Origin of the sequence: Rhodococcus erythropolis R138 (assembly GCF_000696675.2) — a bacterium.
Lineage (GTDB): Bacteria > Actinomycetota > Actinomycetes > Mycobacteriales > Mycobacteriaceae > Rhodococcus_F > Rhodococcus_F erythropolis.
This window is the reverse complement of the sequence record NZ_CP007255.1, coordinates 3,039,236-3,056,406: the sequence shown is the minus strand read 5'-3', so window position 1 is coordinate 3,056,406 and position 17,171 is coordinate 3,039,236. Positions and strand designations below refer to the sequence as shown.

Annotated in this window: 14 protein-coding genes; 3 read left to right on the top strand and 11 right to left on the bottom strand. The window is 63.2% G+C overall.

The annotated features are described in order from the left end of the window. Positions 1-2 precede the first annotated feature (2 nt). Positions 3-1,961 (top strand): glycoside hydrolase family 15 protein, encoded by a 1,959-nt coding sequence (locus tag H351_RS14240; RefSeq protein WP_003944557.1) that lies wholly within the window; start codon positions 3-5, stop codon positions 1,959-1,961. A gap of 57 nt (positions 1,962-2,018) precedes the next feature. Here the strand turns inward: H351_RS14240 and H351_RS14235 are convergent, their stop codons facing one another. From H351_RS14235 to lepA, 3 genes are all read right to left on the bottom strand, one after another. Next, a complete protein-coding gene (locus H351_RS14235; protein WP_244891496.1) occupies positions 2,019-2,999 on the bottom strand; it encodes an ABC transporter substrate-binding protein in 981 nt (326 codons plus the stop codon). A gap of 80 nt (positions 3,000-3,079) precedes the next feature. Next, complete coding sequence (locus H351_RS14230; RefSeq protein ID WP_029255656.1) at positions 3,080-4,009, bottom strand: NAD(P)H-dependent flavin oxidoreductase; 930 nt, start codon at positions 4,007-4,009, stop codon at positions 3,080-3,082. Positions 4,010-4,015: 6 nt separating this feature from the next. After that, positions 4,016-5,908: a translation elongation factor 4 gene (lepA, locus tag H351_RS14225; protein ID WP_003944564.1), complete on the bottom strand. Its 1,893-nt coding sequence runs from the start codon at positions 5,906-5,908 to the stop codon at positions 4,016-4,018. Between the two features lie 72 nt (positions 5,909-5,980). Here lepA and H351_RS14220 point away from each other — a divergent pair, with 72 nt between their 5' ends. Beyond that, positions 5,981-6,514 carry a type II toxin-antitoxin system PemK/MazF family toxin gene (locus tag H351_RS14220; protein ID WP_020969977.1) on the top strand — a complete coding sequence of 178 codons (534 nt, stop codon included), beginning with the start codon at positions 5,981-5,983 and terminating at the stop codon, positions 6,512-6,514. A gap of 30 nt (positions 6,515-6,544) precedes the next feature. Here the strand turns inward: H351_RS14220 and H351_RS14215 are convergent, their stop codons facing one another. The 4 genes from H351_RS14215 to H351_RS14200 are packed head-to-tail and all read right to left on the bottom strand — an operon-like array spanning position 6,545 to position 10,867. Then, positions 6,545-7,318 (bottom strand): aquaporin, encoded by a 774-nt coding sequence (locus H351_RS14215; RefSeq protein WP_019749045.1) that lies wholly within the window; start codon positions 7,316-7,318, stop codon positions 6,545-6,547. 59 nt (positions 7,319-7,377) lie between these two features. Further along, positions 7,378-8,208 (bottom strand): transglutaminase family protein, encoded by an 831-nt coding sequence (locus tag H351_RS14210; RefSeq protein ID WP_007731033.1) that lies wholly within the window; start codon positions 8,206-8,208, stop codon positions 7,378-7,380. An 8-nt stretch (positions 8,209-8,216) separates the two neighbouring features. Then, positions 8,217-9,188 carry an alpha-E domain-containing protein gene (locus H351_RS14205; RefSeq protein ID WP_019749046.1) on the bottom strand — a complete coding sequence of 324 codons (972 nt, stop codon included), beginning with the start codon at positions 9,186-9,188 and terminating at the stop codon, positions 8,217-8,219. Between the two features lie 56 nt (positions 9,189-9,244). Continuing rightward, on the bottom strand, positions 9,245-10,867 hold the full coding sequence (locus H351_RS14200) for a circularly permuted type 2 ATP-grasp protein (RefSeq protein WP_019749047.1): 1,623 nt from the start codon (positions 10,865-10,867) through the stop codon (positions 9,245-9,247). 197 nt (positions 10,868-11,064) lie between these two features. Between H351_RS14200 and rpsT the strand changes: the two genes are divergently transcribed. Then, positions 11,065-11,325 (top strand): 30S ribosomal protein S20, encoded by a 261-nt coding sequence (rpsT, locus tag H351_RS14195; RefSeq protein WP_003944567.1) that lies wholly within the window; start codon positions 11,065-11,067, stop codon positions 11,323-11,325. Positions 11,326-11,991: 666 nt separating this feature from the next. Here rpsT and holA read toward each other — a convergent pair. From holA to H351_RS14170, 4 genes are all read right to left on the bottom strand, one after another. Beyond that, positions 11,992-12,969: a DNA polymerase III subunit delta gene (gene holA, locus H351_RS14185; RefSeq protein ID WP_029255659.1), complete on the bottom strand. Its 978-nt coding sequence runs from the start codon at positions 12,967-12,969 to the stop codon at positions 11,992-11,994. Beyond that, complete coding sequence (locus tag H351_RS14180; protein WP_029255660.1) at positions 12,966-15,326, bottom strand: ComEC/Rec2 family competence protein; 2,361 nt, start codon at positions 15,324-15,326, stop codon at positions 12,966-12,968. The genes holA and H351_RS14180 overlap by 4 nt, the downstream gene beginning before the upstream one ends. Continuing rightward, positions 15,323-16,243, bottom strand: coding sequence for a ComEA family DNA-binding protein (locus H351_RS14175; RefSeq protein ID WP_029255661.1), 921 nt, complete (start codon positions 16,241-16,243; stop codon positions 15,323-15,325). The genes H351_RS14180 and H351_RS14175 overlap by 4 nt, the downstream gene beginning before the upstream one ends. Positions 16,244-16,324: 81 nt before the next feature. Further along, entirely contained in the window at positions 16,325-17,167 is an 843-nt protein-coding gene (locus tag H351_RS14170; RefSeq protein ID WP_020908214.1) for a DegV family protein, read from the bottom strand. Between the last annotated feature and the right edge of the window lie 4 nt (positions 17,168-17,171).

The window sequence follows — 17,171 nt, the reverse complement described above, 5'->3', positions numbered from 1 at the left end:
GAATGAGTGCTGACGACGAAGTGGTGCAGACTATTCCTCCCGCCTCCACGGGTCACCATCGAAGCAACTTTCCCCCTATCGACGACTACGCGTTTCTTTCCGATTGCGAAACCTCGTGCCTGATTGCCCGTAACGGATCTGTCGAGTGGATGTGCGTTCCCCGCCCGGACTCCCCCAGCGTGTTCGGTGCCATCCTCGACCGCAGCGCAGGCCATTTCCGCATCGGCCCGTACGGCCAGAACGTCCCGGCCGCCCGACGCTATCTGCCGGGTGGACTCATTCTCGAGACCACCTGGCAGACCGAGACCGGCTGGCTCGTCGTACGCGACGCCTTGGTCCTCGGTCCTTGGCACAACGTCGACAAGCGATCGAACACCCACAAGCGCACACCCACAGACTGGGATGCCGAACACACCCTTCTCCGTACGGTCAAATGCGTCAGCGGCACCGTTGAACTCGAGATGAGTTGCGAGCCCGCGTTCGACTATCACCGCGGCACGGCGAATTGGGAGTACACCGGAAAGGTCTACGAGGAAGCAACGGCAACGTGTCGCTCCGCCAAGCCCGGAGACCACCCAACTCTGCGCTTGACCACCGACCTACGACTGGGCCTGGAGGGTCGTGAGGCACGGGCCCGGACGCGACTGGTCGAAGGCGACAACGTGTACGTCGCGCTCTCGTGGTCGGATCTTCCCGCGCCGCAGACGTTCGACGAGGCCGCCGACAAGATGTGGCAGACGTCCAAGTCGTGGCGCGAGTGGGTGACGATCGGCAAGTTCCCCGATCACCCGTGGCGCGGATACCTGCAGCGCAGTGCGCTCACACTCAAGGGGCTCACCTACGCACCGACCGGAGCCTTGCTCGCGGCTTCGACGACCTCGCTTCCGGAAACACCAGGCGGAGAACGTAACTGGGACTACCGCTACGCGTGGGTTCGCGATTCCACCTTCGCACTGTGGGGTCTCTACACGCTCGGGTTGGACCGTGAGGCCAACGACTTCTTCAACTTCATCTACGACGTGTCGAGTTCGGACAACGGTCAGCCACATCCCTTGCAGGTGATGTACGGCATCGGCGGCGAGCGCACACTCGAGGAATCCGAACTCAACCATCTCTCCGGATACGACGGTGCCCGTCCCGTGCGCATCGGCAACGGCGCATTCGATCAACAGCAGCACGACATCTGGGGCACCATGCTCGACTCGGTGTACCTCCACATCCGCACCCGCGAGCGTGTCCCCGAAGCGCTGTGGCCGCTACTCAAGAAGCAGGTCGAGGAAGCGATCAAGCACTGGCGCCAACCCGACCGTGGGATCTGGGAGGTGCGCGGTGAACCACAGCACTTCACGTCGTCGAAGATCATGTGCTGGGTCGCACTCGATCGCGGCGCCAAGCTGGCGGAGATGCAGGGCGAGAAGAGCTTTGCGCAGCAATGGACGGCCATCGCGGACGAGATCAAGGCCGACATCCTCGCGCACGGTGTCGACTCACGCGGAGTTCTGACGCAGCGGTACGGCCACGACTCACTCGACGCGTCGCTCTTGTTGGCACCGCTGCTGCGCTTCCTGCCGGCCGACGATCCGCGCATCCGGGCAACGGTGCTGGCGATCGCCGACGAGCTCACCGAGGAGGGGTTGGTCCTGCGCTATCGCGTCGACACCACCGACGACGGATTGAGCGGCGAGGAGGGCACGTTCACCATCTGTTCCTTCTGGCTCGTCTCCGCCCTCGTCGAGATCGGCGAACTGGATCGGGCAAAGCATCTCTGCGAGCGCCTGCTCGGGTTCGCGAGCCCCCTCAAGCTGTACGCCGAAGAGATCGACGCCCACACCGGTCGCCATCTGGGTAACTTCCCGCAGGCGTTCACACACCTGGCGCTGATCAACGCCGTGGTCCACGTGATCCGCGCCGAGGAAGCTGCCGAAGCCGGAGCTTTCCAGCCCGCGCACAACGCGACCTAGACCCCCTGCTGTGCGCCTTTATTAACCGCCCGCGGTTAATAAAGGCGCACAGCAGTGCTAGCCGGCCACCGCTTCGAGCTGCGGCGTTATCGATTCGAGCGAGTACTTCAGCGACAGCGACGACGGAGTGTTCAACCCGGCGACAGTCGGATAGTCGACGATGGCCAGACCGCCACTCTTGACTGCGGGTAGGTCGGCGAACCCCGGCAGGTTCATCATGTCTTCCAGCGTTCCGCCGTTCGGCAGCAACACCACGACGTCGGCGCTCAGAGCGTCGACCCGTTCGGGGCTGAGCATCAGCCGGCCACCGGTAACGCCCGCCTCTTCGACGAGCTTGGGCGGCAACGACATTCCCAGGCTAGTGAACAATCCCGATGCGCCGTCCTTGGGATCGGCGACGATCACCAACTGCGACGTCGGGAAGACGTACTGCGACAGAAGCGCCGTCTTGCCCTTCAGGCCTGGCAGCCGCTGCGCGAGCGCATCGATCTGCCCGCTTGTCGCCTCGACGATCTCGTCGGCGCGCGACTCCTTGTCGAGAACTCGACCGAGAATCTCGACCTGGTCCTGCCACGGATCGACCTGGACGTCGGACAGACCGGCAATTGTCGGAGCGATCTTGCTCAACTGGTCGAAATCGTCTTGATCGGCGACGGAGAACCCGCCGAGAATCAGATCGGGATCCAATGCTGCAATTTCTTCTGCTTTGAGCGGGACACCGAACTGCTGGATCGCCGAGCGATCAAGTTCCTTCGCCGACGCGTCCACGCCGCTCTCCCACGGGAACAGGCCACGCTCGTCGCCCATCGGGCCGGCAGCCAGGTACCCCACCGGCTGGATTCCGAGTTCGAGCAGAGCGTCGAGCCACTGGGTGTCGGCCGCGACGATACGCGTCGGCGTCCCGGTGATCGTGGTGGCGCCGAACTTGTGATCGATCGTGGTGACCCGACCGTCCGCGATCTCGTCGGCGTCCGAGGACGAACATCCACTGATACCTACGACCAGTGCTCCCAAGAGAGCCACCGCCGAGAACTTCATCGCACGCACGAAAACTCTCCTCCACTAGTTAGTAGAGGCTTACCTTCTCATATGGGACCCGGCTGTGTCCGACCTTGCTTTCAGGCGAAACGAGAGAGCAGACGCTCCGCATCCGCGCCGATGCGTCGAACCACATCGCCGGCCGGATGGGTTCCGTGCACGAGTCCGACAGCTTCTCCGGCATAGACGACTCCGCTGTGCGGATCCGACGGGTCGTACGCCTGTGCCAGCGTCTCCTCGTCGGCGTCGACTCCGTGCCACGCGGCAGTGAACTCGTTGGCCACCGCGCGGCCACCCCACCGCTGCGGCCACGGTTGACTGCGCGCTCGGTCGAATACCGAGGTGTAAATCGTGTCGGCACTTCCGGCTTCGACGACGCGGTCGCGGGCATAGTCCGGCCCGACCGTCTCCGGGCTGGCGAGCAGCGCCGTTCCGATCATCACGCCTTCGCCACCGGCTGCCAGGACGGCGGCCAAACCGCGTCCGGTTCCGATTCCGCCGGCTGCCAGCACCGGAAGTGACGTCGCTTCGAGGATCTCCTGCAGCAGCGGCAAGGTGCCGATTCGGCCCGTGTGGCCGCCTGCCTCACCGCCTTGCGCGATCACAGCGTCGACACCTGCGGCCTCGACAATGCGAAGGTCCGCGAGCGTATTGATCTGTGACACAACGGGAATGCCCGCATCGTGGATTCGTCCGACATACGCGGCGGGATCACCGAACGACAAGGTGATCATGGTCGGCTCGACGGCAATCGCAGCGTCGAGCATCAACTCGTTCTCGGGCAGCGACCACGTCATCAGGCCGACGCCGAATTTTCCGCCGATCGAGCGGGCCACTTCGGCTTCGGCCTCGATCCACTCCGGTGTGTTGTACCGGGCCGCACCGAGCAGACCCAACCCACCGGCCGCCGAAACAGCTCCGGCGAGCGCGCCGCCCGCGCGACCACCCATGGGCGCCCCGAGAACCGGGATTTCGATTCCGAACTCTCGGGACAACCAGGTGGTGACCATGCGCTCCTACTTCTTGGGCTTCTCGCCGACCGATTCCGACGTCAGGGCCGCCACGAATGCTTCCTGCGGCACCTCGACGCGACCGATGGTCTTCATGCGCTTCTTGCCTTCCTTCTGCTTCTCGAGCAGCTTGCGCTTACGGCTGATGTCGCCGCCGTAGCACTTGGCAAGAACGTCCTTGCGGATTGCGCGAATGTTTTCGCGCGAGATGATCTTCGCGCCGATCGCGGCCTGAATCGGAACCTCGAACTGCTGGCGAGGAATCAGCTCACGAAGCTTCGACGTCATGCGTCCGCCGTAAGCACCGGCGTTGGAGCGGTGCACGATCGAGGAGAACGCGTCGACGGCCTCGCCCTGCAGAAGGATGTCGACCTTCACCAGGTCGGCCTGCTGCTCACCGGCCTCCTCGTAATCGAGGCTGGCGTATCCCTTGGTGCGGGACTTGAGGGCGTCGAAGAAGTCGAACATGATCTCGCCCATGGGCAGTTCGTAGCGCAGTTCGACGCGAGTCTCAGAGAGGTAGTCCATGCCGCCGAGCTCACCGCGACGGGACTGGCACAGCTCCATGATGGCGCCGACGTACTCGCTCGGGGCGATGACGGTGCACTTGGCGACAGGCTCGTAGACCTCGCGCACCTTGCCTTCCGGCCAGTACGACGGGTTGGTGACGATGACCTCGGCCCCGTCCTCCATCACGACGCGGTAGACGACGTTGGGCGCAGTGGAAATCAGTTCGAGGCCGAACTCACGTTCGAGGCGGTCGCGGGTGATCTCCATGTGCAGCAGGCCGAGGAAGCCGCAGCGGAAGCCGAATCCGAGGGCAACCGACGTCTCCGGCTCGTACGCCAGGGCCGCGTCGTTGAGACGGAGCTTGTCGAGAGCGTCGCGCAGCACCGGGTAGTCCGAGCCGTCCATCGGGTAGAGACCGGAATAGACCATCGGCTTCGGATCGCGATAGCCGACCAGCGGTTCGGTCGCGCCGTTGCGGGTTGTGGTGACGGTGTCACCGACGCGCGACTGGCGGACGTCCTTCACACCCGTGATGAGGTAGCCCACCTCGCCGACGCCCAGACCGATACTGGCCTTCGGCTCGGGCGAGATGATGCCGACCTCGAGCAGTTCGTGTGTGGTGCCCGTGGACATCATCGTGATCTTCTCGCGGGGACGGATCCGACCGTCGACCACACGCACGTAGGTGACCACGCCGCGGTACGCGTCGTAAACGGAGTCGAAGATCATCGCGCGGGCGGGGCCGTCTGCATCGCCGACGGGTGCAGGTACCTGCTTGATCACCTCGTCGAGCAGTTCCTTGACGCCCATGCCGGTCTTGCCCGAGACGCGCAGGACATCGCCTGGCTCGCAGCCGGTGATGTGCGCAATCTCTTCGGCATAGCGGTCGGGATCCGCGGCCGGGAGGTCGATCTTGTTGAGGACGGGAATGATCTTGAGATCCTTCTCCATCGCCAGGTACAGATTGGCCAGCGTCTGAGCTTCGATGCCCTGAGCTGCGTCGACCAGCAGAATTGCACCCTCACATGCTTCGAGCGCGCGGGAGACCTCGTACGTGAAGTCGACGTGGCCGGGTGTGTCGATGAGGTGGAGGACGAACTCTTCGCCGTCGACGGTCCAGGGCAGACGAACGTTCTGGGCCTTGATGGTGATGCCGCGTTCACGCTCGATGTCCATGCGGTCCAGGTACTGCGCACGCATCGCCCGCTCTTCGACCACGCCGGTGAGCTGAAGCATGCGATCTGCCAGCGTCGACTTACCGTGGTCGATGTGCGCGATGATGCAGAAGTTCCGGATCTGCGCAGGATCCGTGAACGTCTTGTCGGCGAAGCTGCTGATGGGAGACCCCTTAGTCGGACCGGCACCGGCCCGGATCCGGGCCACTGTCAACCCTCAGGATATCCAAGTCTCGGCGCCGCCGTACCAGGGGTTCCCACGGGTGGGTGATTATGCTCGAACGCTATGGCAAGCATGTGGAAGCAGATCGGCAGAACCCTCGGCGCCCTCGCGGTGGAGAAGGGCCCTGCGTTGCTGCGCCAGTTGCAGTCGTCCACGTCTCAGTCGTCTGCCTCGAAGCCGGGTCCGTCCGGCCGGCCGATCGCCGCGCGGACGTCTCCGACCGCACATCGCGCCCGCAAGGTCGAGTACTCCCCCGACCTCGACGGCAAGGCCGATCCGGGCGAGATCGTCTGGACCTGGGTTGCCTACGAGGAGGATCCGACCCAGGGCAAAGACCGCCCGGTGCTGGTTGTCGGCCGTGACGGCAACACGCTGCTCGGTTTGATGCTGTCCTCGCAGAGCAAACGCGAAGGCGAGCGTGATTGGCTCGCAATCGGTTCGGGCCCGTGGGACGGCGAGGGAAGGCCCAGCTGGGTCCGGCTCGACCGGGTGCTCGACGTTCCCGAGAGCGGGATTCGGCGCGAGGGCGCCGTCATGGATCACAAGAAGTTCGACGCCGTCGCGGCAAAACTTCGGGCCGACTTCAGCTGGAGCTGAAGCCGACCCGAACGATGGAAACAGTATCGATCAGCTGTCCAGACGGTTGAACCGTCCGAAGAGTGCTCGATAGATGAGTGCACCGAGCGCACCGCCGATCAGCGGGAACACGATGAACAACCACACCTGACCGAGTGCACCGTCCTGGAACGGCGCGACAGCGAGACTTCGAGCGGGGTTGACGGAGGTGTTGTCGATCGGGATCGAGATCAGGTGAATGACGGCCAGGGTGAAGCCGATGGACACCCCGGCGAGCGGCACGTCGGAGATCTGGTCGGTCGACGCGAGAACGACGAACACGAGCAGAGCGGTCAGGAGAATCTCGATGATCATCGCGGCACCGATGCCGTAACCGTCGGAAACCACCTGTCCGAGAAGATTCTTCTCGGCTGACGGACTGTGTGCGCCCCAACCGTTTGCGCCGAGTCCGTCTGCGGCCCGGTTGTACGCCGGGAGACTGTTGGCCACCGTGTAGATCACGACGCCGGCGACCAAGCCGCCGATCACTTGCGCGACAACGTAAATCGCCGCATTGACGGCCGAGATGCGCCCGATCACGAATTGGCCGAGAGTCACGGCTGGGTTGACGTGGCAACCGGAAATCGGTCCGATCGCATATACGAGGAACAGCAGGGTCAAGCCGAATGCGAAGGCAACTCCGAGATTGCCGACTTTCGCACCTGCGAAGACGGCAGTTCCGACCGCGGAGAACACGAGCACAAATGTCCCCACCGCTTCGGCCGCATACTTCTTCACATCCGAGATCGGTTCGATCTCAGTCAATTCCTGTGCAGTTGGAGACATATTCCCACCTTCTTCTCATCGAACGGTAGTAATGCTCACGCGCCTAGATTTGCCGGACTTTACGCAAGCCTGGTGATCTCCACAACAACTTCGAGATCTGTGGAGCGTCCACCGGAAAAGATTCCCTTCAAAGGCGGCACATCCGAATAGTCCCTTCCTATTCCGACCGAGACATGCTGTTCATTCACAGCTATCGCATTGGTCGGGTCATATCCCCACCACGCGCCAGTCCACGCTTCGATCCACGCGTGCGATTCCCCGACCACCGTGTCCCCGACTGCCGCATCACGTTTGGGGTGGAGATAGCCGGAAACGTACCGACAGGGAATGCCCATCGTTCGAAGCAACACCAAGGTCAGATGCGCATAATCCTGGCAGACGCCTTTCCTGGCCGACCAGGCCTCGACCGCCGACGTATGCACTCCGGTCGTACCCGGAACATATGACATTTCACCGTAAACCCATTGCGACGCAGCCACTACTGCATCTTCAGGTGATTTATCTTTGCGCAATTCCTTGGCAATTGTCGCCAGCTTACGATCACGCGGAACATATCTCGTGAAACTCAGTTGCTCGTTGAATCGATCTTTAATCGCGTTTCCCGACAATTCATCCCAGTCGACGGTTTCCTCGGGTTGAACAAACGGTTCCGTCTCCACCACCGACAGTCCGGTCACTTCCAGCTCCGTATGCGGGGCGTGCAAGTCGAAGGCGGTCACCGCGGTGCCCCAGTAATCGGTGTACCGATAGGAACGCGTTGCCGGCTGGGTTTCGACGCGCGTGAGGATCACCGTCTGCCTGGTGTCGCCGCGGGGTGTCAATCGCGCTTCGTTGTACGACGACGTCACCGGGGCGTCGTACGCATATCCCGTGGTGTGCACGACCCTCATTCGCCAGCTCACAGCTCTCCCTCCACCGTCGACTCCGCATACGCGGCGCCGGCATCCGTCCACGCGACCCACGGCGCAGCGTGGAAGTACTGCAATGCAATCGCCTCACCCAGTTCGCGACAGGTCTCCTGCCAACCGAGCAACCGTCCTTGCAGATCTTCGAGCAACACGCCCTGCGGCAGAAACTCCAGTTCGCTGCGTGCGCGGCCGAGAAGCCGCGGCGCCTCCGCCCGGATTCCGACGCGACTGCCCGGCTGCGGGTCGAGTTCCTGCAGGCACTTCTCGGCCTGCCTGATCGAATGGAACACCGAGCGCGGAAAGAGTCTGTCCAACAAGATGAACTCGACGACGCGGTTGGCGTCGAGCGCTCCGCGATACGTACGCAGATACGTGTCATGTGCGCCTGCCGAGCGAAGAACACTGACCCACGCCGGCGACGACGGGCGGTCACCGGCGCGCGCCAGGAGCATCCGCACAATCATGTCGACACGTTCGATCGACCTGCCCAGCAGAAGGAACCGGTAACCGTCGTCGCGGCTGAGCGTGGAATCCGCCAGCCCCGCGAACATCGCTGCGCGTTCCTCCACATAACGGAAGAACTCGTGTGGCCCCAGCCTGCGTGACGCGCGTTCACGCTCCGCCAGTCCGTTGTACGTGGTGTTCAGGCACTCCCACATCTCACTCGACGTGACCTCACGTGCTCCGCGAGCATTCTCACGGGCACTTGCCAGCGAGTCCACGATCGATCCAACCTGATTGCGGCTGAACGCAACCAGGTCGGTGAGCGAGCGTACGTCGAGCTTCTCCTCCGGCGCTTCGATGCCGAGGACACGCAGGAGCAGACGCGACGTGCGGTCCGGGTCGACGGTTGCGTCGTCGAGCAGTTGGTGGACGGCGACGTCGAGGATCCGAGCGGTGTCGTCGGCGCGCTCGACGTAGCGGCCGATCCAGTAGAGGGACTCTGCGTTGCGAGCAAGCATCGGTCACCACGCTCCGTTCGCTGATAGTTCTTGGTAGCTGGGCACTTCTGAGGTGTTCACTGTTGTTGCTGCTGCTGTTGAGAGGTGCTCAGTTCAGGTCCCTGCACCGGCTCCGCGGATTCCGGGGGCTCGGACACCAGTTCCTCACCGGACAGCTCTGGGTCCTCGTCCGAGCTGCGGCTGGCGAGCACCCATGTGTCCTTGCTTCCGCCGCCCTGGCTCGAGTTGACCACCAGCGAACCTTCCGGAAGTGCCACCCGGGTCAGGCCGCCGGGCAACACCCACACGTCCTCACCGTCGTTGACGGCAAAGGGTCGCAAGTCCACGTGGCGCGGCGAGAGAACGTCGTCGATCTTGGTCGGCACCGTGGACAACTGCACGAGAGGCTGCGCGATCCACCCGCGCGGGTCTGCCTTGATCTTGCGGGTGATCGCGGCCAGTTCCTTGGGGCTCGCGTCCGGTCCGAAGACGATTCCGTAGCCGCCGGACCCTTCCACCGGCTTGATGACGAGTTCGGCGACGCGGTCGAGGACTTGCTCGCACTCCTCGTCCAACCAACAGCGGAACGTGTCGACGTTCTGCAAGAGCGGCTTCTCACCGAGGTAGTAGTCGATGATCTGCGGAACATAGGTATAGACGAGTTTGTCGTCACCGACTCCGTTGCCGACGGCACTCGAGATCACCACGTTGCCCGCTCGCGCCGCATTCAGTAGGCCTGCGACGCCGAGAATCGAATCCGGACGGAAGTGCATCGGGTCGAGATACTCGTCGTCGATGCGGCGATAGATGACGTCGACCTGACGCTCGCCTTCCGTCGTGCGCATGTACACCATGTTGTCGCGGCAGAACAGGTCGCGACCTTCGACGAGTTCCACACCCATCTGACGAGCGAGCAATGAATGCTCGAAATAGGCAGAATTGGCGATGCCCGGTGTGAGAACAACCACTGTCGGGTCCGCTTCGTTGAGTGCAGCACCCGCACGCAGCGCTCTCAGCAGGTGCGTTGCGTAATCACCGACCGCCCGCACCTTGTGGGACATGAACAGATCCGGGAACACCCGAGTCATGGTGCGACGGTTTTCCATCACATAGGAGACACCGGACGGAGATCGCAGATTGTCCTCGAGGACTCGGAACTCTCCCGCCTCGTCTCGGACCAGGTCGATACCCGCGACATGGATTCGCACACCGTTGGGCGGCACGATGCCGGCTGCTTCACGGTGGAAGTGCTCGCACGAGGTCACCAGGCGGCGCGGCAACACGTGATCGCGCAGGATTCGCTGCTCGCCGTAAATGTCCGCGAGGAACAACTCGAGCGCCTTAACTCGCTGCTTGATGCCCTTTTCCAGCCGCGACCACTCCTGCGCGGCGATGACGCGCGGCACCAGATCCAACGGAAACGGTCGCTCCTGCCCGGACAGCGAGAACGTCACGCCCTGGTCGATGAATGCACGTCCGAGTGCGTCGGCACGCGCGGCAAGGTCGGCGCTGCTCGTCGGCGCCAGGGCTTTGTACACACCCTTGTACGGGGCACGCACCGAGCCGTCGGGCTCGAACATCTCGTCGAAAGCCAACTCGTAGCGACCGATGTCTGAATATCCGTCGAACACTGCGGCTGGACGCGCTCGGGTGGTGGTCGAACCTGTTTTACTCGAACTTTTCGAAGGCGGCGGCGTCATAGGGCAACATGCTGCTACAAGTGGGGCTATTCGGCAGCGCGGCGAGAAATCGGGCGCTCGGTGTACTCTTCTCGACAGACGCAACGTGCGACGGTTTGGGTTCTTGGGCCCTCGGCTGGTAATCTTGCCAGTCGGTGCATCAGTGCGCCCACAGCTTTCTCGACCGTAACCAGCTAAAGACGACAAGGATTTTACGCGTGGCCAACATCAAGTCCCAGGTGAAGCGAATCCGTACCAACGAGGCGGCCCGACTCCGTAACCAGTCGGTGAAGTCCTCGCTGCGTACCGCGATCCGTTCATTCCGCGAGGCTGCGGCAGCCGGTGACAAGGACAAGGCCAACGAGCTCCTCGTCTCCACCAGCCGCAAGCTCGACAAGGCAGCCAGCAAGGGCGTCATTCACGCCAACCAGGCTGCCAACAAGAAGTCTGCACTCTCGCAGGCTGCCAACAAGCTCTGACGTTTCCACTGTGACGGTTCGCCGTCATACTGGTTCGTCTCGATAGCCGCCAGGTCGAAAGACCAGGCGGCTATTTTGCGTACTCAATCGGATCAGAGCAAAAACCCGCCATCCATGTCTTGCACGGAATATGTGGATCGGGCTGCGACCATCTGATGATGGCGGTCAACGGGAAACGCCCTCGTAGCTGGTTGTTCACGACTGTCTTCTGGGCGGTCGTCGCTTTCGGCGTATTGGCAGCCCTGGGGATCCCTCGTTGGTGGGAATCATTGACGGTTGCAGTCGTCGGAGTCGCAGCAAGCTACGGATCGTGGAGGCGCAGGCAACGGGGCGAATTCTGGATCTTCTTCGGCGTGATGTGTTCACTCGTTGCGATTCTGGCGTTTCTCGCCACTGGACGAGCGCTTCTCACCACCGTGAAGGTGCCGGTAGACAGCATCGGCCAAGAAACAATTGTCTGCGGCAGTGTGATGAATCCGGCGCCGAACGACTCCCTACGAGTGACCGACATCAGGACTGGTGAACCAACGACACGGCCTCAGGCCATTCCGCACACCCAGTTGGAGCAAGCCTGCGTGAAACGCCTCGACTACCGGGTGGCCGAGGCCACGGCCGCCACTGTCGTCGGACTACTTCTGGCCGGCCGCGCGATCGGCCATGTTGTCCTCAGTTCTTCCGCAACGCGCACACTTTCCGCACTGCCATCTCCAGAGCGAAGGACGAGTCGACTGCGGCGCCCTTCACGTCGGCATTGAGAGCGGCGACGATCTGCATCGCAGCGCCGATCGACGTGGGATCCCAACCGCCGACTTCCTTGATCGCCTTCGTGACCTTCCACGGCGGCATCCCGAGATCCGACGCCAACCGGAACGGGTCACCGCCCCGTGCAAACGGGCCGACCTTCGCGATGGTGTGGACTGCATCGGCGAGGGCGTCAGCGAGCAGAACGTGCGCAGTTCCGATCTGGTCAGCCCATCGCAGAGCCTCGAGCGCACCCCGGGTATCGCCGACGATAACTTTGTCGGCCACATCGAATCCGGAAACCTCGGCCTTGCCCGAGTAGTACTTGTGGACTGCATCCACGTCGATCTTGCCGCCGGTATCTGCCGCCAATTGCGAGCAGGCCGACGCAAGTTCGCGAAGGTTGGAGCCGACGCTTTCGATCATCGCGGCGATCGCATCGGGCGCAACCCTGACGTCGGCGGTCCGAAACTCACCCCGGACGAAGTCGACAAGCTGACTCTTGTTCAGTTTTCCGCAGTTGTGAACCGTCGCGCCGAGCTTCTCGAGAGCCGGCGCCAACGCCTTCGCGCGACCGCCGCCCGAGTGCACGACGATCAGAACGACGCCTTCTGCCGGCTCACGCGCCGCCTCGAGAACAAGAGCTACGGCATCTTTGCCTGCTTCTGCGGCCCATTCCAGGACGATCACACGGTCTTCGGCAAAAAGAGAGGGGCTGAGCAACTCGGCCAACTCGGGAGCATTGGTGTCTCCGGCACGCATCTTGGTCACCGGGAGATCCGAAATACCCTGGCCGCGGTCACCGCGGACGGCTCTGATGAGCTGCGATACCGTGCGGTCGATCAGGAATTCGTCGTCCCCGAGAACAAGATGCAGCGGATCGACTCCAGACGGATTACTCACCCGAAGATGGTCCCACGAGGAACCGACACGATCGACACAGACCCGCCGCCCCCGCCGTACACAGCGACGGTGCCGTCGGCGTCGGTCCGAACCACCGCCCCGCCCAACGAATCCAGTTCGTCGAGAACCTCCCCATTCGGGTGCCCGAAACTGTTGCCGTCGCCGACGCTGATCATCGTCAACCTCGGACGCACCGCTTCCAGAAAAGCCGACGACGTGGTCCGAGAACCGTGATGGGGCAGCTTCAACACATCGGCCTTCACGTCCGTTCCCGATCGGAGGATGGCCTCCTCCCCCGCAACTTCGGCGTCGCCCGTCAACAGAATGCGACCCGCGCCCGTGTGCGCCATCACCACCAGCGACTGATCGTTGGCGGCGTCCGCGCCGTCCCCCGTATCGCGGGGAGTCGGAAGCAACGGTCCGAGAACCTCCATGTTCACCGATCCCAACGTCAACTCCATACCTGCCCGCAACGAGACAACCGGAACGCCGTGCGACTCGGCGGCATCCTTTACCGCCCGAAAACCTGACTCCGGCAACAACATCGACCCGACTCCGATCGCAGCGACCGAACGCCCACCCAGAACTGCTTCCAATCCACCGATGTGATCGGCGTGAAAATGACTGATCATCAGCAACGCGATGTCGTTGACGTCCAACATGTTCAGGCAACGATCCATCGACGTGGGATCAGGACCGACATCGATGACGATCACCCTGCCGTCTCCAGTCGAGAGCACAAGACCGTCCCCTTGACCGACGTCGCACATCACCAGTACCCACCCCGGAGCAATACGACCACCGCCGAACACGTGCTGAAAGACGAGGGCTAGAACAACTCCCAGAACGAGGACGCCGACCACCCATCTCGAGATCCGATTCCACAGCGTCAGGGCCGCGGCCAGTAAGACGCCCACGACGATCAGAGCACCGATGAGCCCTGACGGCACCACCACCGACGCTCCGGGAAGCGCCGCCGCCCGCTCGGACACGTACAGCAGCCACCCCATCGGCGGCCGGACCAGTGGCGTGATGAACACCGCGATCGGTGGACAGATCAGCGCACACAAGGCAATCACCGCACCGAACACCGTGATGATTCCGATCACAGGCGCCACGGCCATGTTCGCGGCAATCGTAACCACACTGAAGGTTCCCGCCATGGCGCCCACCAGTGGCGCAGACACGACAAACGCAGCACTCGAGACAGCTGTCATCTCCGAAAACCAACGGGGCCAACCTCTTCGACGAAGCACGTCCACCCACACCGGAGCAATGATCACCAACGCGCCCGTGGCCGTGGTCGACAGCGCAAACCCCCAGTCGACGGCAAGTTCGGGCATCACGACAACCAGAACGATGACGGCTGCGGCAAGAGCAGGCAGTGCCTGTTTGCGTCGACCGGTCACCAGACTGAGCAGGCCGATCAGGCCCATCACCGAGGCGCGCAGAACACTCGGCGACGGCCTCGCGACGACAACAAACGCAACGAGGGCTACCAGCGCCAAAGCAGCGCCGACGCGCGGACTGAGCGCCGCGGCTCTGACCAGCAGCAGAACCGCCCCGAGCAGAATGCTGATATTGGCGCCGGACACCGCGGTGAGATGGGAAAGCCCGGCAACGGTGAAGTTGTCCTTCACCACCGGCGACAACGCCGATGTGTCTCCGACGACGAGGCCAGGCAGCAGACCTGCCTGATCCGGCGGGAGCGCAGCCGAGCACGCAGCGGCGAAACGAGTACGCACCACACTCGCCCATCGCTGATACCAGGGCACTTCTCCAACTGCGACGGGAGGGCCTTCGGACGTGATCACCGCGAGTGTGGAATCGCTACGCCATGGCTGACTCGCCCGGCCGCGAACCGTGAGGCTCTGCCCTGGAACAACTTCGAGCCACGACGAACTGGGCGCCCGGATCGTGACCAGGCCGCCTCCGGAGTACCTGCGATTCTGGGTAGTCACCGAATTGACGGTTGCCCTGAAGAAAACCTGACCTTGACCCGCCGCGCCGGAGACCGCGTGCGGATCCTCCGCGGGTTCCACTTCGACACTCACCCACGCTCCCTCGAGGGCAGCCCGGGTCAGTGGGTGCCCCTCGACCTCGGACGCCCGCCACCCGCTGACGACACTGCATCCGGCACCGAACAGCAATGCAACCAACATGATTCGTACCCACACCGCTGATGTCCGGCGCACAACCGCGTAAGTGAGGATTGCCGCTGGAATAGCGCATGCCACCGCCAGTACCCACGCGGCGACCGCGCCGAACAGGATCCCCACCGCACTGCTCCCCCACACTGCGACGGCCGACGGTAGCAGTCGAGCGTCGAGGACCGGCGAGGCTTCCGGTTCGTTCACACCGACACCAGCACTCGCAGTTTGGCCAACCTTGCCGGGCCGATCCCGTCGACTTCCCCCAATTGTTCTATGTCCGTGAATTTTCCGTTGGAAGTTCGCCAGGAGATGATCGCCGCAGCCGTTACCGGCCCTACCCCGGGAAGGTCGTCCAGTTCGGACTCGGTAGCGGTATTGAGGTTCACCAACCCAGCCCCGCCGGACTCCCCTGCATCGGCGGGGCTGGTCCCTCCCGCAGTGGTACTCGAACTCGCTGAAACACCACCGGACTGATCGGCGGCCCCCACCACGATCTGATCACCATCGGCAAGCTTCTGAGCCAGGTTCAGGCCCACCGTCTCGGCGCCCTCGAGCACTCCACCTGCCGCAGCGAGCGCGTCGGCGATGCGCGAGCCCGAATGAAGGTTGACAAGCCCAGGCGTGCGCACGAGTCCGACGACACTGACCACCAAAGCCTCAGGCGGCTGCTCCGCTACGACGCCGGTCGGTACGGGACTGGCTGATTCACCATCGTCGGCCGTGACATTCTGCGCCGTGACATTCTGCTCCGTGACATTCTGGGGCGAGGGCAACGGTGGGACCGCCTGCAAACTCGGAGAATCCCACCACACGGTGAACAAGCCGATTGCCGTGGCCAGGGCTGCAACGATCGCCAACACCCAGGTCGCCGATCGGCTCGGGCGCCAACGTGTACCGCGCCAGCGCTCGGGCAGCCGATCGAACCGTGACGCGTCGGGTTGAGCCTCGTATTCGTCTTCGTCGAAGTCCTGAAGCCACTCGGGGGACCTCTCGAATGGCTGCGGGGACCTCTCGAAAGACGCTGAATCCTCGAAGTCGTCGACGGCCTGTCGCTGCCGGTAGTTCCCGTCCATCGCCGCGAGGCGATCACGCGCCCGCTCGCGCTCCTCGCTGATCCTCATGACAGGACGCTAACGAGAGACCACGCCGCCGAAGACGAACAATTTCAGCCTGTGGAGAACTCGCGGATTGTGGAGAAACGATCAGGCGCTCGTGTCGATCTCCGGCAGCGGACACACGACAACACCGATCGCGCCGACACCGACGTGCGCTCCGATAACCGCACTGAAGTCGGTGACCACGGATTCCGCCACATCGGGAATGCGCTCGGCCAACTGTTCCGCTATCGCGTCGGCACGCTCTCGCGCTCGCATGTGATGCACGGCTATCGCCACGCGGCCGAGACCGGCGCGCTCGACTGCCGAATCCACCAAGCGTGCAAGCGCTTTGGTAGTCGTACGTGTTTTTTCACCGAGCACGAGCTTGCCGTCCACCAGATGCAGGATCGGCTTCATCGCCAACGCAGTACCCAACAACGCGGCTGCGGTTCCGATTCGTCCGCCCCGACGCAATTGATCAAGTTTGTCGACGACGATGTAGCAGCGCCCACGGCTCGCTACGTCGACCGCCCGGCCGTACGCCTCTTCGAGTGACGCGCCCTTCTCGGCCAAGCGCGCAGCTTCGAGAGCGGGATAGCCCAAACCCATTCCGGCCGACTGCGAATCGACGATCCGGACGGCTCCTCCGAACTCCTGGGCTGCGACTCGTCCGGCTTCCCACGTTCCCGAGAGTTGCCGTGAAATGTGCACGGCGAGAACGCCGTCACCGTCGCTCATGTCCAGGGCGCGTGCATACGCTTCGGACAACTCGGCGGGCGACGCTCCGGCCGTTGTCACTCCTGACAGGTCGCTCGGCATTGCGTCGACACCCTCACGCAAGTCGCAGCCGTCACGGAGCACATGGAGCGGAACCACCTGAATCCCACATGCGTCGGCCGACTCCTGCGGGATGCAGGCGGAGGAATCCGTGACGACGACGACCGGCATTCTG

Excerpts from the sequence above, each read along its gene's own strand:
- H351_RS14170 (WP_020908214.1), bottom strand. The coding sequence starts at position 17,167 with ATGCCGGTCGTCGTCGTCACGGATTCCTCCGCCTGCATCCCGCAGGAG.
- H351_RS14215 (WP_019749045.1), bottom strand. The coding sequence starts at position 7,318 with ATGTCTCCAACTGCACAGGAATTGACTGAGATCGAACCGATCTCGGAT.
- H351_RS14230 (WP_029255656.1), bottom strand. The coding sequence starts at position 4,009 with ATGGTCACCACCTGGTTGTCCCGAGAGTTCGGAATCGAAATCCCGGTT.
- H351_RS14200 (WP_019749047.1), bottom strand. The coding sequence starts at position 10,867 with ATGACGCCGCCGCCTTCGAAAAGTTCGAGTAAAACAGGTTCGACCACC.
- H351_RS14235 (WP_244891496.1), bottom strand. The coding sequence starts at position 2,999 with ATGAAGTTCTCGGCGGTGGCTCTCTTGGGAGCACTGGTCGTAGGTATC.
- H351_RS14210 (WP_007731033.1), bottom strand. The coding sequence starts at position 8,208 with ATGAGGGTCGTGCACACCACGGGATATGCGTACGACGCCCCGGTGACG.
- H351_RS14240 (WP_003944557.1), top strand. The coding sequence starts at position 3 with ATGAGTGCTGACGACGAAGTGGTGCAGACTATTCCTCCCGCCTCCACG.
- H351_RS14220 (WP_020969977.1), top strand. The coding sequence starts at position 5,981 with ATGGCAAGCATGTGGAAGCAGATCGGCAGAACCCTCGGCGCCCTCGCG.
- H351_RS14175 (WP_029255661.1), bottom strand. The coding sequence starts at position 16,243 with ATGAGGATCAGCGAGGAGCGCGAGCGGGCGCGTGATCGCCTCGCGGCG.
- H351_RS14205 (WP_019749046.1), bottom strand. The coding sequence starts at position 9,188 with ATGCTTGCTCGCAACGCAGAGTCCCTCTACTGGATCGGCCGCTACGTC.